Raw genomic sequence first — 23563 nt, 5'->3', positions numbered from 1 at the left:
TTGCTTTTAGGGCAGTTAGATGACGTTTTCGCGGTTGATCAGGAAGGGCACACGCTGCCGGATGTTGGTCTGGCCGAGGATGAACGGCGCCACGCGGATGGCACCCCATACTTTGATGATGGCCATGCGCTTGGGGTCAGTGCTCAGGGTGACGTTGCGGGTGGCGGCAGGAGCGGCAGCTACCATCTCCTGGGCGAGGGTGGTGTTGTCGTTCATGGGTTGGATCAGGTATGGGGTGAAAGTTTGAAAGATGGCAAGGCATGAGACTCCCGGTGTGCCAGCCGACCCGATTGGACACAAAAAAACCGCTTCGAAAACCGGAGCGGCAAAGACGGAAAATCCAGAAAAAACAAAAGAGTCAGAAGAGGAAAAGACCTCTCGGCCTTTTCGCAGGACCTCATTATGTTGAGTCCCGCGCTTCATTAGATGTTGGAGTGTATCTGAAGCACGTGGCAAATCTACAGCTACTTTTTGATGACGCAACAAAGCAACTGCAATATTTTTTTTGTTGCTGGAATCTTACACGCTTCCACTACCAGCAAAAGCACACGCCTATCTTATCAAAAGTTACTTGTGTGAATATCAGCACAATAACCCTTCAAGCAAACGAAAAAATACCAGCTCTTGCTATGACTGTATAAACGGGAATAATCCGAAAAGACTGGATGCAGCTTGGCGACCGAACGAGGCCGGCATAGAGCAGCTTATTTTACTAGTAGTCTGAAAAAACAGGGCTAAAGCTCAACGGAAACAGGAAACTATTTTTACAGAACACTCTTTTACATCCAAAGCATTTATATACAGCCCCAAAGGGGATATATATAAAACACAATTTTTCACATTTTAACAAAGAGATAACAGACTTTGTAATGTGCAATAAGTGCAGATATAGTACCTTTATTTTCTAGTTGCGTTTTTTCACAAGCCACACGCCCTCATTTGTATGAAAACAACCCTACTGTCTTTGGTCTGCTGCGGAATGCTTTTTTTCTCAGTTCCTGCTCTGGCCCAAACCTCTGACACTACCCCGGTAGAATATAGTGAGCAAGTACCGGCGGAGGCTGGAAAAAGTGCGCTGTTTCTACGGGCTTCTACCTGGGTGGAAAAACGCTTTGCCTTCGGCCCTACCACTGGTTTTCGTAAAGATGCCGCTACCGGCGAGGTGCGTATCACTGGCACGAGCAAAGTAACGCCGGTAACGGCCTCTGGGAAAGACCAGGAGTTCACGGTGCGTTTTGAGTTTCTGTTCCGGTGCACCGATCAGGGCTATAGCTACCGCGTAGGCTCTTTCCGCTGCATTACTGATCCGGAAAATCCCGACGCTGCCATACCGCTGGATGAATATATTACCCAGCTGGCGCAGGAGCGTAGTAACACGCGTACCCATAATGACCGGCGCGTAAAAGCACAGGCTACTGCGCTAGCCAGTGAAATTGCCATGAGTTTCCGCTCTTATATGAATAGCATGCCCGTTACGGATGACAGCACGGTAGGCCTCCCTGCCACCGACGGCCAGTAATCAGCCTTCTAAATTTTTGTTTGCAGAGAGCCTCTCCCAGCATGGGGAAGGCTTTTTGTTTGGTCTCCAAAATCCGCTCCAGGATACAACAGTAAGTTGCCCTTTATGGGTGCTTACTGTATAGACAATTAGCCATTTATTCTGGATGGTATAGGCCTGGCATATTTCTGCACCAATACACCCTTATGCCTCCTTCACCCAGGAAAAGAAACAAGCCGCGTTGCAGCGCGGCTTGCTATTCATCCCAGCATACTTTCCAATATACTCACCATACTGCCTTACGATGGTGGCAGCAGATGGTTTGACCCTCAATAATTTAAGGCCAAAATTTTACATACTTCTCTACTAAGTCCCATTCCAGGCCCGCCTTACTGGGTGGGTCCGTTATCGATTTTGGCTTCGAGGGAGGCTTGCACACCGGGGGCCACGGCCGAGAGCAAATCATAGCCCGTGGCCGCTTCCAGGGCATCCACGCTGGTGCGGTAGCTGCCCCAGTTCGGGCTCACGCCATTGTCGTTGGGCGTGTCCACGGCAATGACGCGCGTGCTGCTCGTCACCCGGGCGGCATCCCCCGTGCCGTTGGGCAGCACCACCAGCACTTTCCAGATGCGCGTCGGCACGGTCACCTTCCCCCCGTTGAGGGTGGCCGCGTACCCGGCCGAGCCCGTGCCCCCTTTCCCGTAGCTGCCCATGATGACATACACCTCGTAGCCACTGTTGACCAAGGTGCGGGTGTAGTTCTCCAGGTTAGCCCAGGTCTGCTGGTTGTTGCGCGGGGCCTGCGGCAGCATGTTGCTCATCAGAAACGTGGCCGAGTTATCGGCCACCGAGCCGGTGCGGTCGGCCGAGGGGCAGTGGTGGCCCCGGTCAAAGCCCGAGCCCGAGTAGCTGCTGCTGCTCACCTGGTACCAGCCGGCGGGCAGCGTGTTGTCGGGGCGGAAGTCATCCTGGCGGGCGGCGGCCCCCAGCCAGGCTGAGCTCAGGTGCCAGCTCACCCAGTTGGGCGTGCCCCGGTCGCGGTGGTAAGAAAGGGTGTACTGGGGCTTGACCAGCAGGTAGTTTCCGTACTGGGCGGCATCGGCCACGGCCCCGCTTGGATTCCCCAACGCTAAATGACCATCCCGCGTGGCGGCCAAGGGCGTGGGCTCCTGCTCCGTACATGCGGACAGTAAGGCAATAGACAGTAGTAATCCAACCCGGCAATTATCAACTCGAAACATACAAAAGCAGAACAGCACTATTTCATCACAAAGATGGCAGGTTATCTTGGCCCGCCGCTTTCACCGGAAACCCGCCAGGGGGTTTTAGGGTTGAACCTATATAAGCCCGAACAGCTGGAGCCTTCGGGCATTAGCAGTGGGAGTGTGCAGTTGTTTTTTTGTTCTGACTTTTAGCTCTGAAACCTATGTCATTGGCCATTTTTGCGGGAATTTCCCTTGTAGTTACGCTGGTACTGCGCCACTCCTGGCCTACCCGGCACGCCACTTTGCAGCCGGTACCCGTACCGGTACGGCGGCGCTAGCCTCTTCCATCAGCTTTTTAAAGCGGTGCTTTCTTCTGGAAGCACCGCTTTTTTTGAATAAGATTTTGGCCAGCGCAGCTTCAGTTCTCGCCAAAGTACCATAACAGAAAAGCCGCCCGTAATTACGGCGGCTTTTCTGTTATGGTACGTTCTGATTATATCAGATTATATCAGCGAATTACCAACTTACGCATGGTGCTGCTCTCATCCGACTCCAGCTTTACATAGTACAATCCGCTGGCAAACTTGCTTAGGTCCAGCGTTTTGGTGAACCGGTCGTTGAGCTCTGTCAGTGACTCACGATAGATTACTGTTCCAATTACGTTCAGGATACGTAGCTCCATCTTGCGGCCTTCAGCCCCCGAAATAGAGATATGCACAATCCCGGTGCTGGGGTTAGGAAACACCAGCAGACTTTTTTCCTCGAGAGCAGTTTTAGCTGCGGGCTTTGCCGTAGGCTGGGCCACAGCAACTGGAATACTCATGCGCAGAGGGCCAGCACATAAGAGGCATAGCAACAAAATATAGCGTAGGAGTTTCATCATAATATACCGTAGCGTGTGGACAAATGAGGAATGCCGAATACTGAGGTAACGTGAAGTATTCGGTTAAGTTTACAAAGGTAAACAGCTAATTGTGAAACTGATTAGCTATATATACTTTCTTTGGGATAAAAGCTGCATGCTGTTTGGCTTTTCCGATATTTTTTTTCACCCAACCATGCAGAGTGTCCTTATTATAGGGGGCGGCCTGGCTGGCCTGACAGCTGCCCTGGACCTGGCTGAGCGGGGCCACGCAGTGACCGTAGTGGAGCGCAAAGCCTACCCTTTTCACAAAGTATGCGGCGAGTATGTTTCTAACGAAGTGCTCCCGTATCTGCACCGTCTGGGCGTGCCGCCCGATGAGCTGGCCCCTGCCCAAATCACTCAGTTCCTGCTCAGCTCGCCAGCGGGGCGCACCCTTACCGCTCCGCTCGATCTGGGCGGCTTCGGTGTAAGCCGCTACACCCTCGACCATTTCCTGTACCAGCGCGCCTTGGCGCGAGGCGTAAAATTCGAGCTCCGGGCTACCGTAACGGATGTACAGTTTGATGCAGAACAGGACGCCCATACCGTGCAGCTGGCCGATGGCCGTGTTCTGACGGCGCGCCTGGTGCTGGGTGCCTATGGCAAGCGCGCTGCCTTAGACCGCCAGCTACAGCGTCCGTTTTTTCAGCAACGCTCCCCTTACCTGGGTGTGAAGTACCACGTGCGCTTGGATCTGCCGCGCCACCTTATTGCCCTGCATAACTTTGCCGATGGCTACGCGGGCATCTCGGCCATCGAGGACAATAAGTTCTGCTTCTGCTACCTCACTAGCCGCCGCAACCTGAAAGCGGCCGGTACCATTCCGGCTATGGAAGCCCAGGTGCTGGGCCGCAATCCGCACCTGCGCACTATCCTGCACGAAGCGGAGTTTCTGTACCCACAGCCGGAGGTTATCAACGAAATTTCCTTTGCGCCCAAAAGCCCGGTAGAAAACCATGTACTGATGTGTGGCGACGCGGCCGGTCTGATTACGCCCTTATGCGGCAATGGTATGGCCATGGCCATACACGGAGCCGCTTTAGCCACCGAGCTGGCCCACGAGTACCTGACCCGGCGTATAGCCCGCCCCGAGTTGGAGGCCCGCTACCACCGTTGCTGGCAACAGCATTTTGGCACGCGTCTACGAGTGGGCCGGGCAGTGCAGGGGCTGTTTGGACACCCGGTGCTGAGTGAGGCCCTGGTGGGTGGTATGCGCTACTGGCCGGCCGGCGTGCAGCTCCTCATGCGGCGCACCCACGGGCAGGGTTTCTAACTGAATTTTGGCATAGGCAATCCGCAGTGCCTATCTGGGCGTAATTTGCGTATACTGCGCCCAATGAACAGCTACCTGTGTGCCATCGGCACTGCCACTCCTGCTCACCCTATTGCTCAGGCGCAAATAGCCAGTTTTATGGCGGCTGCCCTGCAATTTGATGCCGCTGCTACCCGTAAGCTGCAGGCCCTGTACCGGGTTTCCGGTATTGAGCAGCGGCACTCGGTGCTGGCCGATTATGCCCGCGTCAATGGCGAGTTTGAGTTTTTCCCGAATACTCCTGATCTGGAGCCGTTTCCCACCGTGGGCCAGCGCTTACAGGTTTACCGGGAGCAGGCCTTGCCTTTATCGGTGGAGGCTGTGCTGGATTGTCTGGCAAAGCTGCCGGAGGCCACGCCTGCTACCATCACCCACCTGATTACGGTGAGCTGCACTGGCATGTATGCCCCAGGGCTGGATATTGAACTGGTAAAAGCGCTGGGCCTGCGGCCCGAGGTGCAACGCACCTGCGTGAACTTTATGGGGTGCTATGCTGCCTTTAATGCCCTGAAGCTGGCCGATGCCTTTTGTCGGGCTGATGCTAAGGCTCAGGTGTTGATTGTATGCACCGAGCTGTGCACGCTGCATTTCCAGAAAAGTCCCGAAGATGACCACCTAGTTTCTAATGCCTTGTTCAGTGATGGCTCGGCGGCGGCGCTGGTGCAGGCACGCCCGGCTAGTCAGGGGCCCAGCCTGGCCTTGGAGGCCTTCCACTGCGCCTTGGAGCCCGACGGCCACGACGACATGGCCTGGCACATCAATGATTTTGGGTTTGAAATGACCCTGTCTTCTTATGTTCCCAAGCTGATTCAGCGGGGCATTCGGCAACTGACGGAGCGCCTGTTGCAAAACCTGCCCGTGCAGCTGGCCGACATTCATTCCTTTGCCATTCACCCCGGTGGCCGCAAGATTCTGGAAACCATTGAACAGGAGCTGGGCATTTCGCGCCATGACAACCGCTTTGCCTACAAGGTGCTGCGCGAGTACGGAAATATGTCGTCGGCGACGGTTCTGTTTGTGTTGCGGGAGCTGCTGCAAAGCCTGACCCCGGCCGATGCGGGCGCCCCCGTCCTGAGCTTTGCCTTCGGACCAGGGCTTACCCTGGAAGCCATGCTGCTGCAGGTCTGCTATCAGCCTATAGAGAGCAGTAGCAGTCAACCTGCCCGGCAGGCAGAAGTGGCGCCAAAGCATCTGGCCTACTAAGACGCCCTGCCGGTATATTCTTCACGCTTATTGCTGCATTCCTCCTTGAACTTCACGCGCCGCGCTACTGAATCGGAGCTGATGGATGATTTGACGCTGGCCTCCGATGCCCTGCGTCAAAACCTGGATGAGCTGGAGTTGATTAACACCCGCCTGGGTGGCTACAGCGTGCTGACCGATGCCCTAACGCACCTGCAGCCGCACTTCCCCCCAAACCGCCCCCTGCACCTCGCCGACCTGGGCAGCGGCGGCGGGGATACGCTCCGTTACCTGGCCCGCTGGGCCCGTCGGCACCAGGTGCCCGTGGTCCTCACCGGCATCGATGCCAATGCTTTTATGGTGGAGTATGCCGGGGAGAAAAGCCGGAGCTACCCGGAAATCACCTTTCAGCAGCAGGATATATTTGCGGCGGAATTTCAACAGCAGGCCTTTGATGTGCTGACGTGCAGTCTGTTCTGCCATCATTTTCCGGATGAGCAGCTGATCCAGCTACTCCGGCAGTGGCAGCAGCAAGCGAGCCTGGCCGTCATCATCAATGATTTGCACCGCCACCCGCTGGCCTACTATAGCATTAAATGGCTAACCCGCTTATTGGGCGGCTCCTACCTGGTGCAGCATGATGCGCCCCTATCTGTGGCCCGGGCCTTCACCCGCCAGGATTGGCAGCAGCTGTTGCAGCAGGCTGGCATCCGGAACTACACCTTGCGCTGGCGCTGGGCATTCCGGTGGCAGGTGGTGATTCTGAAGGAAGCATAAGCAGGCTGCTACCCTGAATTTTCTTAGTCGAATAGCTCAGCAGCTACCCGGTAGGTATTCACATGGGCTTCCACAATGTCGGCGAGGCGCTCAGAATAGCCGCCACCCATGCATACTACCACCGGCAGCCGGTGGCGGTGGCACAACTCCAGCACCTGATAGTCGCGCTGGCGGCAGCCTTCCCGCGTTAGCGCCAGATGGCCCAGCTTATCGGTGGCCAGCACATCCACCCCGCTCAGGTAGAATACAAAATCCGGTTGCACTTCGTCCAGCAGGCGGGGCAGGGTGTCGGCCAGCAGCTTCAGGTAGGTAGCATCATCGGTCCCATCGGCCAGGGGCAGGTCCAGATCGGATTGTTCTTTGCGGTGCGGGTAGTTGCGCGCCCCGTGCATGGAAAAGGTGAACACACGCGGCTCCTGTCGGAAAATAGAGGCCGTACCGTTGCCCTGATGCACATCCAGATCTACTATCAGTATCTTCCGAATGCCCAGCTCGGGGTGGGCCAGCAGGTAGTGGGCGGCAGCGGCCTGGTCGTTGAGCAGGCAGAATCCTTCGCCCCGGTCGTGGAAAGCGTGGTGCGTGCCGCCGGCTATGTTGAGGGCAATACCGTGGGGCAGGGCACGGCGGGCACATTCTATTGTACCGCCCAGAATGGTGACTTCCCGCTCTATCAGTTGCCGGGACCACGGAAAGCCGGTGGCCCGCTCTTCGTGGCGCGTGAGCTGGCCCTGCACCAAGCGGTGATAGTAATCGACAGAATGGGTGCGCCGGATATCGGATTCTGATGCGGGTTGCGGGGCAAACAGGCTGCTTTCCGGGATAATGCCCTCACGTAGCAGCTGCTCCGGCAGCAGCTCATACTTGAGCATGGGAAACCGATGGCCAGCCGGCAGGGAGTGCGCGTAGAGAGGAGCCCAGGCAATAGAAAGCATCGTAGCAGAAACAAAGGAGCAACAAAAAACCCAGTCTATTGACCGGGTTCTTATGCAAGATTCGGGGTTGTATCGTTGGCCAACCGTTAGCAGATTCTCTCTTTCTGCCCTGGGAAACGATACGTGGACGCTGTGTGAGGCATACTGGGCTCGAACCAGTGACCTCTACCCTGTCAAGGTAGCGCTCTGAACCAACTGAGCTAATGCCCCCGACATGTCCACTGGCGGCGGCCGTAAAAAGTCAAATATACAGGAAGCCGACACATTCGCAACGAAAATCGGACCTATTTTTTACCCTCCTATCTACGATATGTAACATTCTACCTGCATCTAAGTATAGGCGGATATGATTTGCATAGGCAAGGCCCGTGCTTCCTAATTCCACCGAACGACTATATCTTATGAAAAAGCTTCTGCTCCTTTTCTCTGTTTGCGCTGCCACCCTTGCTACTGCTCAGGCCCAGGTACGTCCCGGCGGGGCCCTATCCTCTACAGACTACCCCAAAGGCACTACCGATTCCCGCAATGGCGGCTTCGGCATTAAGGCCGGGGTAAACTTTGCGGATATCCGCGGCGCTGATAAGAAGAACTACACCAACACAGAGAATTATACGGCTTTCCACGCCGGCTTCTATTCCCAGTTCAGCTTCTCCGAGAAGTTCTCGCTGCAGCCCGAAATCCTGTATAGCCGCCAGGGCTTTAAAGGCGGCACGCCAACAAACACCTCCTCTGAAACCCGCCGCCTCGACTACCTGCAGGTACCCGTACTGCTGGTATACAACTTCCTCGATAACGTGAGCATTCACGTGGGCCCGCAGGTATCCCTACTGACCAAAGTAAAGGAAGGCGACCTAGACCGCAAAATTGCCAACGAACAGAGCAGCAATGGCTCGTATGTGTATGACTACAGCTACAGCAGCCTGGACTACGGTCTGGCCGGTGGCCTGGAAGCTCGTATCGGTCCTGCCCGCGTAGGTGGCCGCTATACGGCTGGTCTCAACGACATCATTAAAGACCCCAGAACTGCTGGCGCACAAACCCTGACCAATATCAAAAACGGTGTGTTTCAGGTGTATGTGGGCGTAGGCATCAACAACTAAGTCTCCCTCTGACTTAATAAAAAAGGAAGTCCGGTCGGGCTTCCTTTTTTTGTGCTTTCGTCTTTCCCGCCACGCTCATGGACACCTCGGCTACGCTTGCGCTGCTACACCACCAACGAGAACTGCTCACGGAGCATGCCATGGCCGTGCTGGGCACCTGGGCACTGCTCAACCTGCTGGTAAGTGGGTACCTGGTAGCCCGCACCGACCGGCGTACGGAGCTTCACTTTTTCCACCAGATGAACGCGGGCTGGAATATGATTAACCTGCTCCTAGCCGTGGCCGGTATTCTGCGGGCGCAGCCGGGGCCGGTAGCCGGCCTCACGCTGGTCACCAGCCTGCAGGACCAGTTTATGCTGGAGAAGATTCTGCTGCTGAATGTGGGGCTGGACGTAGCGTATTTGTGCGTGGGTAGCTGGCTGCGGGCGCGGGGTGCCTGCGCGCCGCGGCGGCCGGAGCGCCTGCTGGGGTTTGGCCGTTCCCTGTGGCTGCAGGGCGGCTTTTTGCTCTTGTTTGATACCGGCTTTTACTTCCTGTACCACCGCTATGCCGGAGCGCTGCTGGCCTTGGTTTCCTAAAGCACAAAACAGCGCCCCACCCGTGCTAACACGGATGGGGCGCTGCCAGTAGGAAAGCGGGCTGCGCTAGGCACTTACTTTTTCTTTTACCAGGGCTTCCTTAATCTTCTCGTTGAAGTTGGGAATGTCCTGGGGGTTGCGGCTGGTAATCAGGTTACCATCTACCACCACGGTTTCATCTACCCAGGTAGCGCCGGCGTTTTTTAAATCGGTGTGGAGGCTGGGCCAGCTGGTTACTTTGCGGCCTTTCACTACGCCGGCTTCAATCAGCGTCCAGGGACCATGACAGATGGCGGCCACGGGCTTGCCAGAGCGTACGAATTCGCCAATGAAGCTGACTGTCTGCTTATCGGTGCGGAGTACGTCGGGGTTCATCTGGCCACCGGGCAGCACCAAGGCATCGTAGTCAGCTACGTTCACGTCGCCGATAACTTTATCTACGGATACTTTATCTCCCCAGTCTTTCTCGTCCCAGCCCTTAATAGAGCCACTCTTCAGGGAAATGATGTGGGTAGTAGCGCCTTCGCCCTCCAGAAATTTCTTGGGCTTTTCCAGCTCCGACTGCTCAAAGCCGTCGGTGGCTACAATGGCTATTTTCTTGCCTTTCAGGGAGTCGTTTCCAAAAATACTCATAGCAGATCAGGTTTGGTTTTAGAAGAAATAGAGAACAAAAAGCCGGCACTACTCACGGTAGTTCCGGCTTTTCTTTAACGCAAACCCAGGATTGGGGTTCTCTATTCCGATTCGCCGGAACGGGCACGCTTTAGCTCTTTGCGCAAGCTGCGTACCCGGTCATCAAATCCGTCGGGGTCGTAGTCAATGCCTTCCACATCCAGCTGCTCCAGCATTTCCATCAGCTCGTCAGAATGGTCGGTACGCACACCAGAATCTACTTTCACAAACGTCATTTCCGACCACAGTACCGCTTTTAGCTTCTGGCCATCCTCATTCAGCATCTGCATTTCCACCACCAGATTAGAGTTATCGAAGTGGATGAGCTGGGTACGAATGCGCACAATTTCGCCTTGGCGAGCCGGCCGCAGGTAGCTCAGATGATGCTTGGTAATAACCCAGCTGGCATTTTGCTCCCGCGCCAGCTGGCCCATGTTCAGGGCATAATGCTGGGCTACCTGCTCCTCACGGGCATTCAGGAAGTAGTCGAGAAAACGAGCATTGTTGAGGTGGCCCAGCATGTCGCAGTCCTGAAAATAGACGCGGTGGGTGGTTTCGGGGGTGCGCACCAGCGCAGAAGAGGAAGTCATAGACGGCAAAGGAAAGGATTACAAGTCATTTTGCTGGCACCGGCATAGCGCTGGGCCCTTCTACTTCCGGAGATTTGATCAGCAAAGAACTCTTAATAATACGGGAAGGCCCTATCCTTTAGCTAACCGGCAGGCTGATGCCAGCACTTGGTGAGGCGCCGGTTTGCGCGCATCCGTCGGGCTGTCGAACACCAGTAGAATGTGCTCTTCATCGAGCAGGGCCATGCCTTCGGCGCGGTCCTGGCCGGCAGTGGTGCCCGTACCGTGGGGCACATCAAAAAGGCGCGTCAAATGGTCTTCATCAATAAAGCCATCGGTGGGGCAGTGCAGCGCATCGCGCCACCGAAACACGGCAATGGTACCATCCAGGTCCATGGTGGGACCGGCCAGCAGCAGTATATCGTTGCCCGTCTGGCGGAGCTCCCGTAAACCCATGCCCTTCAGATCCAGAAAGTGCTTTTTGTAGAACTTTTCCGTGGCTCCTTCCTGCTTGCGCAGGCGCAGGCGGCCGTGCTTGTCTTCTTCCGGCAGCAACTCCAGCACAATGGCCCACCCCCGTAGCACCGGTCCGCGAAGCCCCACAAATAAGCGCCCGTCCGGGGCTGCCGCAAAGCCTTCAATATCCAGCCCATTATCCTTACCCGGAATTTTGAGAAAGTGCTTTAGGTGCGGATCATCCGCCAACAAGTCAAGCAACTCATTGGAGGTATCAGAGCCATGTAGCTGAGCAGCCCGCAGCGTATGGCCGGTCTTGGTGGGGTGCGGGGCCTCGCGGTGCAACTCATAGTCCCCGGTTTGGGAGTTGAGCAGCAGCGGAATGCGGGCCAACAGATTGCGGTTGGGCTCCTGCTTTACTTTGGCCAGCTTTTCCAGCTGCTTGGCTACATCCGGATGGTTGGGGTCGGGTTGCTTGCGCTTTAGGCTATGAGAGCCTACAATCCAGAGGTAATGATTGGCCTCGCCCATGCCTTCAATATCAATTTCCTCTTCCGCATCAGAAGGCAGGTCCAGCAAGTCTGCCAGCTTAAATGATGTGTGCCCGGCAAATTCATGGGCACCTACCCGGCGTAGGCGCTCAATGGTAGTGCGCTCGTCGCAGCTCAGCCACAGGTTGTCGCCGGTACGCAGGGCAGTAGAGAGGCCGTCGCGCACGTGTTTACCGGCCTCATTCAAGCTTAGGCGCGGGTTGAAATGAAGGGTATAGGATTGAAAGCGCATAAGCAGGAAGCCGCTTCTGGGCGACTAGCTTCCGCAAACGCAGGCTTTCGGCTTAGGTTTACCGATGGCTCAGGCTATTTCTCGGCGCCAGCCTTGCGGGCTTGCATTTTGGCCTGTATATCGCGCTTTTTCAGCTGATACTGCTTGTATTGCTCCGGCGTAAACAACTGCTTCAGCTGGGTTTCCGACTCGGCATTGATGCGCTTGAGCTCCGTAGTCAGCGCGGCGCGGTCGTTGGGGTACTGGGCACGGGCCGCATTTACCTGCTGCACTGTGGATTTCAATAGCACCCGCACCTGCGCCTGCTGCTCGTTGCTTAGCTGGAGCTCCTCCCCCATTACCGAAGCCAGGTCACGGGCAGCGGTGCGGGCTATAGGGGCCGCCGGACGCGCCGGCTCCACAGCCGCTTCGGCTTTCGCAGGCGTTTCGGCCCGGTTGCGGCGGGCACAGCTACTAAACACAAGTGGGGCGCAAACGGCCAGCAAGAGCAAAAAACGGGCGGCAGACATGGGAAAGAATAAGCGTGCGCCCCTGCATACGCGAAATTCGCGCCAAAGGCTTACTCCTGGCGTGTCTTTTGTGGCCGGCCCGTGCCCAGCCTTGCTGCTACTGCGTTACCGGCGCCGCCGGAGCAGGCGACGCTTTGGCCTGCATGCGGGCCTGCAGCCGTTGCCGCCCTACCATGTACTGCTGGTATTGCGCCAGGGAAAGGGCCTGCCGCAGTTGCCGCTCAGAGTCGGCATTGATGTGCCGCATAGCCGTGTTCATGGCCACGGGATTATCGGCGTAGAGAGTGCGGGCTGCCCGGGCTTTTTGCAGGGTGCTATGCAGAATCTCCTGGATGCGCCCCTGCTGCTCCGGCTCCAGCTTCAGCTCTTCCGTCATGGCATTAGTCAGGTCGCGCGCCGGGCTCTTGGGCTCTGCCGGCTTTTCTTCGGGCTTTACGGCCTCAAAGGCACTATCCGGCAGATAAATACTGAAACGCACGCAGCCTGAGGAAAGCATGGCCAGCAACAGCAGCCCGCAGGTAGCAGAAGTAAAGATTGATTTCATAGAGAAGGTAGTAGAGAGGCGGATGCAGGCAGATTCTATCTTTCCTGAATGCAATAGTTACCAAACCTTCCGGAATAATACAATAGCTCTGCCGTATTAAATCCTTGCAGCTCACCACACCCTGAGCAATTCCTGCTCAGACTGAAGCTCAGAAGCCCAGCTGCCGCAGGTCCTAATAGCTTCTTCTACCTCCTATACTCAACAGCATAGTAGTTTCGCCGGCGTACCACAACGCTTCTTCCTATTCCAGCACAATCCGGTAGCTGTAGAGCTTAGCCTCCGTTTTTCAGCTGCTGCGCCGTGAAATGTGCTAGGGCCATAATGGTTAGCATCGGATTTACACCGCTACAGGCCGGAAATGCGGATGCATCGGCCACAAAGAGGTTTCTGACTTCCCGGGTTTCGCCGTTAGGCTTCACGGGGTGGGTGGCTGCGTCGCCGCCCATACGACAGGTGCTCATCTGATGGGCGCTGTAGAGGCCGAATTGATTGGCACGCCAGCCCAGATAAGGCAGTCGGTCCAATACTTCGGGATTTAGAATCTTCCCATTCTGCGCCTGCAATGTAGGTAACGTGCCGTGCGGCAGGTACACGGCCTGGGCCCCGGCCGCCGCGTGAATCTCGGCGGCAGCGCGTACGCCCTGTAGCATATTGGCCCGGTCAAACTCACTGAGGGTATAATCGATGCAGGGTGTCCCGTGTTTATCCAGGCTCACGCGGCCACCGTCCCGGTCGCGGGTCAGCACAATGAAGTGCCCCATACGGGCCGCCTGCAGCATCATTTGCTTGTGCTGCTCCCCCGAGAGCCAGGGCAGCACCATGGCCATCAGGCCCGGGTGGGCAGGGGGAGTTTCCAGCTTGGCGCCAAAGTTGGTCCCGTTCAGCATCGTGTAGCCATCATTTACCACCGACATCATCGGCCCAAACCAAGGCTCCATAGAGTGGGCATACAGGCCCGAAACGGCCACCGTAGGATGCAGATGGAGGTGCCTCCCCAGGTGAGGATGCCGTAAACCGCTGCGCAGCAGCAGGGTTGGGGTTTGAATAGAGCCCCCGGCTACCACCACGCGGCGCGCCCGCACTGTTATGCGCACCTGCTGGCCGCCAGCCGTGGTATGCATGGCTTCGGCGCCCACAGCCTGTCCTTCGTGTACCAGTATGCGCTCCACCTGTGTGTCGCAAAGAAAGCGGGCACCGTGGTGGTAGGCTTGTTGCAGATACGTATTAAGGGTGCCCTGCTTAATGGCGTGCCGGTCGCCGAGGGGGCTAAAGCCGAGGCTGCGAAAGTGGCCTTCTGAATCGGTGAGGCCTTTTTCATTGCGGGGTATCAGCTTTACTTCCTGCCCCAGCCGGGTAGAGCCGTCCCACAGGGCCTGGTTCTGGCCGTTGTGGCGGGTGTATTCCATGTTCACACTTAGGGTCCGACTGACGGCATCCAGGCTTTTCTTAAACTCCAGCGAGGTAAAGTGCGGTACCTGATGTTCCCGGGCCCACTCCTGCAGAATATAATCGGGGGTACGGAAGGCGCCGGCCCAGTTTACGGTGGTACCCCCGCCCAGGCAGCTGCCCGCCAGCAGCGCTATGCCCCCATCTTGCGTGGCCAGGGCGCCTTTGGCATCGTAGAGTTTGCCCAGCATATCAACTTCCCGCTGGGTGAAGTCGCAGCCATGGCAATAAGGGCCTTTTTCCACCACCAGCACATCAAAGCCGGCCGCAGCCAGCTCGCCGGCTACTACGCCGCCCCCGGCCCCGCTGCCAATCACCAGCACATCACAATCCAGAGTGCTATCAGCCATGGGCTGCAGCGTACGGATGGGTTTTGAGGTATCCACGGGGGTATCATCCGGCTGTGGGCCGGGGTAGCCGATGGCCGCCCACACGGGGTTAGGACCAGTGGCAGGCGCATCGCCATAAAACAGAAAGGTGAATAGCTTACGCAGGGCCTGAAAGCCTTTGCGCAGCTGCGGCACGTTGCTTTGCGCCCAGCTTTGAAGCATTTTTTCCCGCTGCGCTGGCTGCAGGTGGGAAAAAGGGCGCAGGGGGCCAAACCACGTCAAGCCCAATGCGGGCGTGTCCAGCAACGTCAGCAACTGACGGAACTCCTGCTGGGCTGCCACTGGCTGCCCGGACAACACCTCGGCTATTTTCTCCAGATCGACGCCCTCGGCACCGGAGCGTAGCCAGTAGTCCGGTTGCTCGGTATGGTTGGGTACCGCTGGGATAAAAGTATCGGCCAGGGCGCGCAGAACAGCACGCTGGGAATCAGAAAAGGTCATGCAAGTTTTAGCCAGGCGCATTCTAAATACCTGCGCATCGGAAAATATCGGTCTTTTAGGCGAAAAATACTCGGCTTGCAGCGTTTTTTCTTGCTTGAGAGTAGCGCGAAGTCAGAGTAGCCGATTACTATTCCTCCTTCTATAAATACTTCAGCAGCATATTAATCAGGCCGCGCACTTTGGGCGTGTAAGGCGGGTACATCAGCTTAATGCCGGTGCGGCCGAGGCGCTGCTTCAGCACCCCTTTTTCATTGGAAAATGCCAGAAAGCCGAAGTGACCATGCGCTTTGCCGATACCGCTGTTGCCGGCCCCGCCAAACGGCAGCTCGGCGTGGGCCAGATGCAGTATAGTTTCGTTGATGGCGGCGCCCCCGGCAGTTACGTTTTCCAGCAGATACTGCTGGTTTTCCCGGCTGCGGCTAAAGATGTACTGCGCCAGCGGTTTGGGGCGGGCATTAATATATTCCACAGCACTTTGCAGGGTAGTATAAGGCACTAGCGGTAGCAGTGGCCCGAAGATTTCCTCCTGCATCAGGCGACTCTCCGGGGCTACGTGCGTGAGGACGGTAGGCTCAATGAAGCACTGATCCGGGTCGATGCTGCCGCCCAGGGCAATGGTGGCACCAGCGGCCTGCGCGTCTTCCAATAGGCCGGCCAGCCGGGCAAAATGGTGCCCATTTACAATACGGGCATAGGAGGTCGACTCCTGTACGCCCGCATCCGCGGGGTTATAGTATTGGTGAATGACGGTGCGCATTTCTGCCAACAGGGCAGGCTGCACTTTTTCCTGCACCAGCACATAGTCGGGCGCTACGCAGGTTTGGCCGGCGTTGACGCACTTGCCCCAGATGAGCTTTTCAGCGGCATCGCGCAGATTAGCGGTTTCATCTACCACCACCGGCGACTTGCCGCCCAGCTCCAGAGTCACGCTGCTCAGGTGCTCGGCGGCGGCGCGCATCACTACTTTGCCTACCTGCGGGCTACCGGTAAAGAAAATATGGTCGAAGGGCAGTTGGAGCAGCGCAGTAGCTACGTCTTTGTCGCCTTCTACCACGGCTACTTCACTGGGCTCAAATACCTCTTCCACCATACGGCGCAGCAGGGCGGCCACGTGGGGTGTAAGCTCTGAAGGCTTGATGATGCAACAGTTGCCGGCTGCCAGCGCTGATATCAGCGGATCAACAGCCAGGTAGAACGGGTAATTCCAGGGCGAGATAATCAGGCACACGCCCCGGGGCTCATACTGTACCCAGGAGGTAGTGCCCAGCAACGACAGCGGCGTTTTTACTTTGCGGGGCCGCATCCACTGCTTCAAATGGGCCAAAGTATGCTTGATTTCGCCCTGCGTGGGCCAGATTTCGGTGAGGTCGGTTTCGGCGGCGGGCTTGCGAAAATCCGCATAATGCGCTTCCTGAATAGCAGTGCGGTTGACCATAATCCAGTCCGATAATCGGCGCAGGCGCTGGCCCCGCTCCGTGGCCGAAGCCCGACGGAGTACGGGCTGGTGCTGGCGCTGCTGCTCAAACAAAGCACGCAGCGTATCCACTTGGGGAGCAGCAGTCGGCGGAGAGGTAACGTCGGAAATCATACCGGCAGGAAAGAAGCGAGGTGAGGCAACTAAGGTAAGTGAAAAGCCAACGAGAAAGTTGCCTGCCTGAGACCAGCACCGGAACCCACTTTACTACTAGTCAGGAGAAGAATACCCACTGGGGTAGTTTTAAGCGCCAGGAATAGAACCAACCAAAGAATATTGAGTAATTTTCGGCCCATCCTTCACACCGGGAGCCGCCTTCGGCCAGACTCCCGGTAACGCCCATGACTACCTCCGCTGTTCTTGTTCACGAAGCAGTAACCCGTTTGCAGGAAATGCTGTCGGTCCTCAATGCCCACCTGCGTTCCTTTTCGGAGGAGGAAATGGAGCAGCCGCTGGCTCCCGGCAAATGGTCGCGCAAGGAAATACTGGGGCACCTCATCGACTCTGCGTGTAATAACCACCGTCGGTTTGTGCTCTGCCAGACCGAGCCTGCCCCTCACCAGATGGTATCGTATCACCAGGACGATTGGGTACGGTGCGGCGCTTACGAGCACGCACCGGCCACTGAGCTGCTGCAGCTCTGGACGCTGTACAACCGGCAGTTAATGCGCATCATTAGCCGGATTCCCGCTGATAAGCTGCAGCACCGCGTCGATTTTGAGAATGGCTACGCCGTAACGCTGGGCTGGCTGGTAGAGGATTATAGTGTGCATCTGGAGCACCATGTGCGCCAGATTATTGAGGAGTAGGCACAAAAAAAGAACGGAGCTCCCCAGCTCCGTTCTTAGATTCCCACCCAACTTGTCTCCCACACTATAGAAAAGGTTACGGCCCCACCCATGGTACCGCACCCTACTATGTATGTACTATTGCCGCGCTACGGGCTGCCGCTCCTGTAGCCAGGTAAAGGCACTGTACTGACCTGGGGTCAGGATGCGTGCCATGGCAGTTTCGTAGCGCTGCACAATCCGCAGCTCGCTTTGCTCACGCAGTTGGTTGCTGGTATCCGTGGTGTTGGGGACCACAGCTACCGGCGCCTGCGCCAGCGAGTCGAGCTGACGGAACTCTTCATACACGCACCGCCGAACAGCTAACTGCTGCCGGGCGCTGAGCTGCAGTGCATACGCCAGGTATTTGCTGACCTGGGCGGCACGCATCCGAAGCGAAGTAGTTGTCGTGGGGGAAACCCCGGCAGACTGACTTACTCCCGCCTCCACTGCGCCGGTAAGCATAAAACCAACCAGTAACAAGAGCAACGAGCGGTTCAAGAGAGCTTTCATTCGGCACGGATGAAAAGTATACTCAAAGGTCATGTACCTACATAGGTTCCGCCACTACCTTATTCACCATTTTTGATGCTGTATTGACTTGTTTCTGTAAATTCGAAGATTGTATCAGGCCTTTTAGCACTAAAGCACCGTGAAACTGCAATTTGAAAACATTCAATCCCCGGCTGACAGCTCCTTTACGCTGCTACATTACACCGAGGTGCAGAACGGAGGGCTACTCTGGCACCATCACCCTGAATATGAGTTGGTCTACATTCCACAGGGCAGCGGGCGGCGGCATATTGGCCAGCACATTTCGCGCTTTGAGCAGGGAGAGTTGGTGATGATTGGTCCCAATTTGCCTCACCTCTCTTTTAGCTATGGGCAGGAAGGCGCGTTTGAGGAAATTGTAGTGCAGATGCGGGCTGATTTTCTGGGGGACGGCTTCTGGCTGCGGCCGGAAATGGCGGCGGTGCGGGAGTTGTTAGCCCGCTCGCACCAGGGCCTGTCATTTGGAGGCGCTACCCGCGCCCAGGTGGGTGCCATGCTGCGCCAACTGCTGGACGAGCCCCCTTTTATGCGCCTGCTCACCTTATTGCAGCTGCTGCAGCAACTGTCCCACTCACCTGATTATACCGTGCTGGATGCTGACCACGATGGGCAGGCCCTGCACGGGAAGGAGCAGCAGCGCCTGAGCCGGGTATATCAATATCTGGAGCAGCACTACCGGCGCCCCTCGCTGGATGTGCGCGAAGTGGCGGAAGTAGCCTTTCTCTCGGTACCGGCTTTCTGCCGCTATTTCAAAAAGATGACCCGCCACACACTAACGGACTTCCTGCAGGAGTGCCGCGTAAACCACGCCTGCCGGCTGCTGCTGGATGAAGTGCCCGTAACGGAGGTGTGCTATGCCAGCGGCTTTAACAACGTGTCGCACTTCAATAAAACCTTCCGCAAGCATACCGGCCACAGCCCCAGTGAGTATCGGCGGCAGCACGCGGCGTAGCAGCGGAACGGGCAGGCAGGTGGCTGTGTTGGACAGCAGGACGCCGCATTCCGGCGCCGTTGGCCCATTCTTATGCTGTCTGTATACCTGCTTTTCTATCATCTGCTGCTAGGCTTGCTACCCTATCAGGCCCGGCAAGCTTCTCCTTTGGTGCTGCAGCCGCAGCCTGTGCCTTTCACGCCCCGGGAGTTCTATGTGGCGGAGGTAACTGATGCTCGCCCCGCGGGCTCTCCCGTGGCGCTGCTGCTGGCTGCTGGCGGCCCTTCGGTAAAACCGGAGGCGGTAGCGCTGCAAGGCGGCACCCTACCCGCACTGCGGCAGTTTGTGCGGCAAAGTGTACCGCGCAATCCTGCCCTGCGGCCAGTTACCATGCGGGTGCAGGAACTGCAGGTGCGCGAAGCTCCGGGGCCCGGCGGCACCATTGATGGAAAAATAACCGTGACGCTGGCCTTCGACTGGTTGCGGGAAGGGCAACGCGTGCCGCTGGTGGAGTACCGGGGTGGGTCGAGGTACCGCCGGCTACCCTCGCAACGGGCGGTGGTGGCACCGGCCCTGCAGCAGGCCCTGGTATCCGGGCTGGTGTATCTGCATACGTGGATAACCCAGCAAGCCCCCCGCAATCCGGACCTGGCGACGGCAATTCAGGTGCGCTTTCAGGATGATGTGCGGCAGACCGAGCCGGATACGCTGTTTTATGATCCGGGCAAGCCCCTGGCCTGGACGGACTTTACCGGCCCGCAGCGAAGCCAAGGATTTGCCGCTGCGGTGTTTCCCAGCTTTGCATATCAGGGCCGGCCTTCCATCAACCAAGGGAAGCTGCGCCTAGATTTCACGCTGAAAGTATACGTGGTGCGCTCTTCTTCCTGGACCAGCACCCAAACACCTTACCACCTCAACCACGAGCAACGCCACTTTGACCTGGTGAAGCTGGTGGCCGAACGTTTCCGGCGCAAAGTGCAGCCCGACAGCCTCACCTTTGCCGATTATAACAGCATCATTCAGCTGCAATACCTGCGCTCCTACTGGGAGATGAACCGTGTACAGGAGCAGTATGATGCCGAAACGCACCATGGCATGGATGAAGCCGCCCAGCAACGCTGGAACCAGCGCATTGATGCGGAACTGCGCGAATTCAAGGTTAAAAGCTGATACTCCTGCAACTTCGCATCAACCCATAAAAAAAGCCCGCTTCCAATGAGGAGCGGGCTTTTTGTTATTTAGGCAGCGCGTTAGTCTTTTACTTTCCGCTCACCATCATCAGCGTCGCGTTTTACTTTCACGCCGTTGGAGTACTCTACCTTCCGGTCACCGTCTTTGTCAATTTTAACGGTGGTGCCGTTGGTGTATTTGATTTTGGTTTCACCATTGGCTTTCTGCTCATACTTCTCAATGGCCGGGCCCCGACGACGAGCAGCGGGCGCGGCATTGTGCTCCGTGGTAGTGGTGGTTACGCTGTAAGGCGTGCCGGAGTAGTAGGAAGAGCGGTTGGTTTCGTAAGTACGGTACTGCGTGGGGTTGGTCACGATGGTCCGTACTTCGCTGTCCGTTTCATCATTAACCAGGCGCTGCGCAGCATAGCGGCCCGTAGTATCGGTGGCGTAGCGCGTGTTTATTTCATTGAGGCGGCGGCCACGGGTGTAGTAGGTTTTCTCGATGCGCGTTACCACGACGGTATCCGTCACGTTGAGGTCCTTGGCAATACGGTCGGCCAGGCTGGAGGCTTCGGTGCGGTAGGCGGCCGTGTCGTTGTCCATATTATTATCACTTACTACCACGGCCGTATCGGCGGAGGGAGTAGTAGCAGCATCCACGGCAGCTTGTTTGTCCTGGTTGCAGGAAGCGGTGGTAAGCGCCACCGCTGCTGACAGAAAAAGAAGAGACTTGTTCATGAAGAGTTAAATCAGAGGGAGATATAGCCGGTCGGCTATACTGGGGCCTGATACGGCACCCTTCCGGCTGAGGTTGCGGGGGCGGGTTGAGCTCATCCCTGCAGCATCAGTCTGCCAGAGGCTCCGGGTTTGCTATTCAACCGTTCAAATAAAACTCTATCCGGGCTTTGCTGAGACAGTTAGTGCCCATGCAAGACAACCGGGCGGCTATGGCTAACGCCGGGCTCCTGGGGGCCCCCAATGTGCAGGTTTTGCGTCAGGCATAGTTTTGGTTTTTTGACAAGCGGCCGCAGCTCTGTGGAGTTGCGGCCGCTTTTCGTTTTGGTTATTTCCGTTCCTGCAGCACAATATCCCCGCTGTCAATGGCGCCGGTAGCTACCGGGCGGCTCTGGCTACCGCGCACCAGCCGGAACTTGCGGAAGTAGGCGGGCAGGCCTTCCACGTTCAGGTCTTTGCCGGTGCGCAGCTCGTAGTGCAGGTGCGGGAAATAGGAGCTGCCCGAGGAGCCCACGTGGGCCAGCACCTGGTCGGCGCGCACCTGGTCGCCTACTTTCACTTGCAGGCTGTTCTGGCGCAGGTGGCCCAGCAAACTGAACTCGCCGCTGCCGTGGTCGATGACGAGGTAGTTGCCATAGAGCAGCAAGGGGTCTTTGCCCACCATGTCACGGGGGTTGAAGAAGTCTTGGCCGTTGTCGTTGTCGGGTTGCTGAGAATAGGCGGCCACTACACGGCGAGCAGCGGGGGCATGCACGGGTTGATTAAAGCCGAAGTAGTCGGTGTTCTTTTTGCCGGTGCCGGTGTTCTTGTCGCCTTTCTCATTCACCACCACAAAATCGTGGGCGTAGCGCATAAAGTTGCTGCGGATACCGAACTGCCGGGCCACGGGATGCTGAAAATCGAGGCGGCGGTGGTGGGCATTTTCGTCGTGACCATCCCAGATGAGCAGGCGGCCGCTCAAGGGAATTTTCAGGGCGGCTTTGGGCTGGTAGCGCTCCGGCTTCACCTCCACCGTCTGCGTGACTTCGGCCCGGTTAGCCTTCTGAAACTCGAAGGTGTAGCTCATCCGGGCGACGTCTACATCCGCCGGAAATGAGTGAAACGTATTGAACACCAGCGCCATTTGCCCGGGCGCAAATACCCGGTGCGACAGGCTGGTGATGCTGGGGCTAAAGCCATTGTTATCCACAAACTTGCGCACTACCAGCGCACCGCTTTTATCATAGACCGATACCTCTACTTTCTGCAGCCAAAGCGAATCGGGACCAGCCTGCACGGCAAAATCGAAGTTGAGGCGGGAGCCATTTCGCTCCTCCAGCAGCACGCGGGCAGGCGCGGCGCTGATGGTTACGGCAGCCGTTTCGGTGGGAGGAGATACCAACGAGGCCAGCGCCAGGTAAGAAGTCAGTAGAAACGAGGGAAGCATAAGCGGGAAGGGGAAGGTGTGACAGGCAGATGCTGATGGTTGCCAAAGCGTTGCCTACTGGCGGCCAGGCTCACTTAAGCAGGCACCTCAACCATTACCGCGGCCCCGTGGTATCTTTGTACCCGATTTCGCCCCACCGCTTTTCTTTCCCGAATGGAGGAACCCATCACGCACCAGCACTTTCTAGTGCACAAGCCCTTTGGCTACCTCAGCCAGTTTCGCAGCCAAGCTTCCAAGGAGCAGAAAAAGAACTTCCTGGGCTCCCTGCACGATTTCCCCGAAGGCACCATGCCCATCGGCCGCCTGGATGAAGCCAGCGAGGGCCTGATTCTGCTGACTACCGACGGCAAAGTAAGTGAGCGAATCCGGCGCAAAGACGTGGAAAAGGAATACTACGCCCAGGTAGACGGCCAGATAACCGACGAAGCCGTGGCACAGCTGCAGCAGGGCGTGGAAATTGGGGTAGATGGCGAAAAGTACCTGACGCTGCCCTGCGCCGCCTTCCGGCTGGAAACGGCCCCGGACCTGCCGGCGCGCAGCCGCAAAATCCGCGACGACCGGCACGGCCCTACCAGTTGGGTGAGCATTACCGTGACGGAAGGCAAAAACCGTCAGGTGCGCAAAATGACGGCTGCTGTGGGCTTTCCAACCCTACGCCTGGTGCGCGTGCGCATTGGCGCACTGGTGCTGGGCAGCCTGCAGCCGGGACAGGTGCAGGAGGTAGCCGGGCTTTTAACCCCCGAAATGCAGGACTCCGAATATTAGCCCGCGAGACTAGCTATAAAATGTGGATATTTGTACCAGCAAGCCCCCGGTAAGACGGCCTTGCGCTATCCTTCCCCTATTTCCCCTTCATGGACGTAAAAGACAGCAACGGCAATCTACTTAACGACGGCGACTCAGTGACACTCATCAAAGACCTCAAAGTTCGGGGCTCGTCGCAAACGCTCAAGCGTGGCACGGTGGTGAAAAATATTCGTCTCACTGATGACCCTGAGGAAGTAGAAGGCAAGGCTGGCGGCTCCATGATGGTATTGAAGGCGGCTTTCATTAGAAAAGCCTAGCGCTTTTTGCGCTGCACAATAACCTTCGCTAAGGCGCACTGTTGCTTTATTTAGGGAAACGGTGCATTTTAGGTAGCTGGTAAAT

The 23563-nt window shown here is 57.0% G+C and carries 25 protein-coding genes and 1 tRNA gene; 11 read left to right on the top strand and 15 right to left on the bottom strand.

Translation table 11 applies throughout. The features are described from left to right. Window positions 1-15: 15 nt before the first annotated feature. On the bottom strand, window positions 16-216 hold the full coding sequence (locus Q4G72_RS03290) for a hypothetical protein (protein WP_303310008.1): 201 nt from the start codon (window positions 214-216) through the stop codon (window positions 16-18). A gap of 727 nt (window positions 217-943) precedes the next feature. On the opposite strand from Q4G72_RS03290, the gene Q4G72_RS03285 reads away from it, so the two are divergent. Then, a complete protein-coding gene (locus Q4G72_RS03285; protein ID WP_303310007.1) occupies window positions 944-1519 on the top strand; it encodes a DUF4468 domain-containing protein in 576 nt (191 codons plus the stop codon). Between the two features lie 368 nt (window positions 1520-1887). Here Q4G72_RS03285 and Q4G72_RS03280 read toward each other — a convergent pair whose 3' ends face one another. After that, the gene (locus Q4G72_RS03280; RefSeq protein WP_303310006.1) at window positions 1888-2739 is read right to left on the bottom strand and encodes a DNA/RNA non-specific endonuclease; all 852 of its coding nucleotides are present in this window, start codon (window positions 2737-2739) and stop codon (window positions 1888-1890) included. 472 nt (window positions 2740-3211) lie between these two features. Further along, the gene (locus Q4G72_RS03275) at window positions 3212-3526 is read right to left on the bottom strand and encodes a T9SS type A sorting domain-containing protein (RefSeq protein WP_303310005.1); all 315 of its coding nucleotides are present in this window, start codon (window positions 3524-3526) and stop codon (window positions 3212-3214) included. Between the two features lie 235 nt (window positions 3527-3761). On the opposite strand from Q4G72_RS03275, the gene Q4G72_RS03270 reads away from it, so the two are divergent. From Q4G72_RS03270 to Q4G72_RS03260, 3 genes are all read left to right on the top strand, one after another. Then, window positions 3762-4880: an NAD(P)/FAD-dependent oxidoreductase gene (locus Q4G72_RS03270; protein ID WP_303310004.1), complete on the top strand. Its 1119-nt coding sequence runs from the start codon at window positions 3762-3764 to the stop codon at window positions 4878-4880. Between the two features lie 63 nt (window positions 4881-4943). After that, window positions 4944-6122 (top strand): type III polyketide synthase, encoded by a 1179-nt coding sequence (locus tag Q4G72_RS03265; protein WP_303310003.1) that lies wholly within the window; start codon window positions 4944-4946, stop codon window positions 6120-6122. A 30-nt stretch (window positions 6123-6152) separates the two neighbouring features. After that, window positions 6153-6878 (top strand): methyltransferase domain-containing protein, encoded by a 726-nt coding sequence (locus Q4G72_RS03260; protein WP_303310002.1) that lies wholly within the window; start codon window positions 6153-6155, stop codon window positions 6876-6878. Between the two features lie 23 nt (window positions 6879-6901). Here Q4G72_RS03260 and Q4G72_RS03255 read toward each other — a convergent pair whose 3' ends face one another. Both Q4G72_RS03255 and Q4G72_RS03250 read right to left on the bottom strand, forming a co-directional pair. Further along, on the bottom strand, window positions 6902-7810 hold the full coding sequence (locus Q4G72_RS03255) for a histone deacetylase family protein (protein ID WP_303310001.1): 909 nt from the start codon (window positions 7808-7810) through the stop codon (window positions 6902-6904). A 135-nt stretch (window positions 7811-7945) separates the two neighbouring features. Continuing rightward, window positions 7946-8020: transfer RNA gene (locus Q4G72_RS03250), tRNA-Val, on the bottom strand. A gap of 191 nt (window positions 8021-8211) precedes the next feature. Here Q4G72_RS03250 and Q4G72_RS03245 point away from each other — a divergent pair. Both Q4G72_RS03245 and Q4G72_RS03240 read left to right on the top strand, forming a co-directional pair. Further along, window positions 8212-8910, top strand: a complete 699-nt coding sequence (locus tag Q4G72_RS03245; protein WP_303310000.1) for a porin family protein — start codon at window positions 8212-8214, stop codon at window positions 8908-8910. Window positions 8911-8987: 77 nt separating this feature from the next. Beyond that, entirely contained in the window at window positions 8988-9488 is a 501-nt protein-coding gene (locus tag Q4G72_RS03240) for a DUF6992 family protein (RefSeq protein ID WP_303309999.1), read from the top strand. 66 nt (window positions 9489-9554) lie between these two features. Here the strand turns inward: Q4G72_RS03240 and Q4G72_RS03235 are convergent, their stop codons facing one another. The 7 genes from Q4G72_RS03235 to Q4G72_RS03205 all read right to left on the bottom strand — a co-directional run bounded on the left by Q4G72_RS03235 (window position 9555) and on the right by Q4G72_RS03205 (window position 16885). Then, entirely contained in the window at window positions 9555-10121 is a 567-nt protein-coding gene (locus tag Q4G72_RS03235; protein ID WP_303309998.1) for a type 1 glutamine amidotransferase domain-containing protein, read from the bottom strand. 101 nt (window positions 10122-10222) lie between these two features. Continuing rightward, window positions 10223-10750, bottom strand: coding sequence for an acyl-CoA thioesterase (locus Q4G72_RS03230; RefSeq protein WP_303309997.1), 528 nt, complete (start codon window positions 10748-10750; stop codon window positions 10223-10225). Between the two features lie 111 nt (window positions 10751-10861). After that, on the bottom strand, window positions 10862-11968 hold the full coding sequence (locus tag Q4G72_RS03225) for a DUF3616 domain-containing protein (RefSeq protein ID WP_303309996.1): 1107 nt from the start codon (window positions 11966-11968) through the stop codon (window positions 10862-10864). Window positions 11969-12042: 74 nt separating this feature from the next. After that, window positions 12043-12477, bottom strand: a complete 435-nt coding sequence (locus Q4G72_RS03220) for a hypothetical protein (protein ID WP_303309995.1) — start codon at window positions 12475-12477, stop codon at window positions 12043-12045. 97 nt (window positions 12478-12574) lie between these two features. Next, window positions 12575-13021 (bottom strand): hypothetical protein, encoded by a 447-nt coding sequence (locus tag Q4G72_RS03215; RefSeq protein WP_303309994.1) that lies wholly within the window; start codon window positions 13019-13021, stop codon window positions 12575-12577. A 272-nt stretch (window positions 13022-13293) separates the two neighbouring features. Then, entirely contained in the window at window positions 13294-15297 is a 2004-nt protein-coding gene (locus tag Q4G72_RS03210; RefSeq protein ID WP_303309993.1) for an FAD-dependent oxidoreductase, read from the bottom strand. A 139-nt stretch (window positions 15298-15436) separates the two neighbouring features. Next, window positions 15437-16885 carry an aldehyde dehydrogenase family protein gene (locus tag Q4G72_RS03205; RefSeq protein WP_303309992.1) on the bottom strand — a complete coding sequence of 483 codons (1449 nt, stop codon included), beginning with the start codon at window positions 16883-16885 and terminating at the stop codon, window positions 15437-15439. Window positions 16886-17112: 227 nt separating this feature from the next. Between Q4G72_RS03205 and Q4G72_RS03200 the strand changes: the two genes are divergently transcribed. Then, entirely contained in the window at window positions 17113-17580 is a 468-nt protein-coding gene (locus tag Q4G72_RS03200) for a DinB family protein (protein WP_303309991.1), read from the top strand. 117 nt (window positions 17581-17697) lie between these two features. Here the strand turns inward: Q4G72_RS03200 and Q4G72_RS03195 are convergent, their stop codons facing one another. Beyond that, window positions 17698-18111 carry a hypothetical protein gene (locus Q4G72_RS03195; RefSeq protein ID WP_303309990.1) on the bottom strand — a complete coding sequence of 138 codons (414 nt, stop codon included), beginning with the start codon at window positions 18109-18111 and terminating at the stop codon, window positions 17698-17700. A 139-nt stretch (window positions 18112-18250) separates the two neighbouring features. Between Q4G72_RS03195 and Q4G72_RS03190 the strand changes: the two genes are divergently transcribed. Beyond that, window positions 18251-19102, top strand: coding sequence for a helix-turn-helix domain-containing protein (locus tag Q4G72_RS03190; RefSeq protein ID WP_303309989.1), 852 nt, complete (start codon window positions 18251-18253; stop codon window positions 19100-19102). A 72-nt stretch (window positions 19103-19174) separates the two neighbouring features. Continuing rightward, on the top strand, window positions 19175-20251 hold the full coding sequence (locus Q4G72_RS03185; RefSeq protein ID WP_303309988.1) for a hypothetical protein: 1077 nt from the start codon (window positions 19175-19177) through the stop codon (window positions 20249-20251). Window positions 20252-20331: 80 nt separating this feature from the next. Here the strand turns inward: Q4G72_RS03185 and Q4G72_RS03180 are convergent, their stop codons facing one another. Together Q4G72_RS03180 and Q4G72_RS03175 are read right to left on the bottom strand one after the other, a co-directional pair. Next, on the bottom strand, window positions 20332-20991 hold the full coding sequence (locus Q4G72_RS03180; RefSeq protein ID WP_303309987.1) for a T-complex 10 C-terminal domain-containing protein: 660 nt from the start codon (window positions 20989-20991) through the stop codon (window positions 20332-20334). Window positions 20992-21316: 325 nt separating this feature from the next. Continuing rightward, entirely contained in the window at window positions 21317-22414 is a 1098-nt protein-coding gene (locus Q4G72_RS03175; RefSeq protein ID WP_303309986.1) for a M23 family metallopeptidase, read from the bottom strand. Window positions 22415-22567: 153 nt separating this feature from the next. Here Q4G72_RS03175 and Q4G72_RS03170 point away from each other — a divergent pair, with 153 nt between their 5' ends. Both Q4G72_RS03170 and Q4G72_RS03165 read left to right on the top strand, forming a co-directional pair. Next, the gene (locus tag Q4G72_RS03170) at window positions 22568-23179 is read left to right on the top strand and encodes a pseudouridine synthase (protein WP_303309985.1); all 612 of its coding nucleotides are present in this window, start codon (window positions 22568-22570) and stop codon (window positions 23177-23179) included. Window positions 23180-23268: 89 nt separating this feature from the next. Continuing rightward, window positions 23269-23478: an alkylphosphonate utilization protein gene (locus Q4G72_RS03165; RefSeq protein WP_044515878.1), complete on the top strand. Its 210-nt coding sequence runs from the start codon at window positions 23269-23271 to the stop codon at window positions 23476-23478. Window positions 23479-23563: the final 85 nt, after the last annotated feature.

The sequence above is a fragment of the Hymenobacter sp. BT730 genome, assembly GCF_030542105.1.
Taxonomy (GTDB): domain Bacteria; phylum Bacteroidota; class Bacteroidia; order Cytophagales; family Hymenobacteraceae; genus Hymenobacter.
This window is presented reverse-complemented; position numbering and strand designations above follow the sequence as displayed.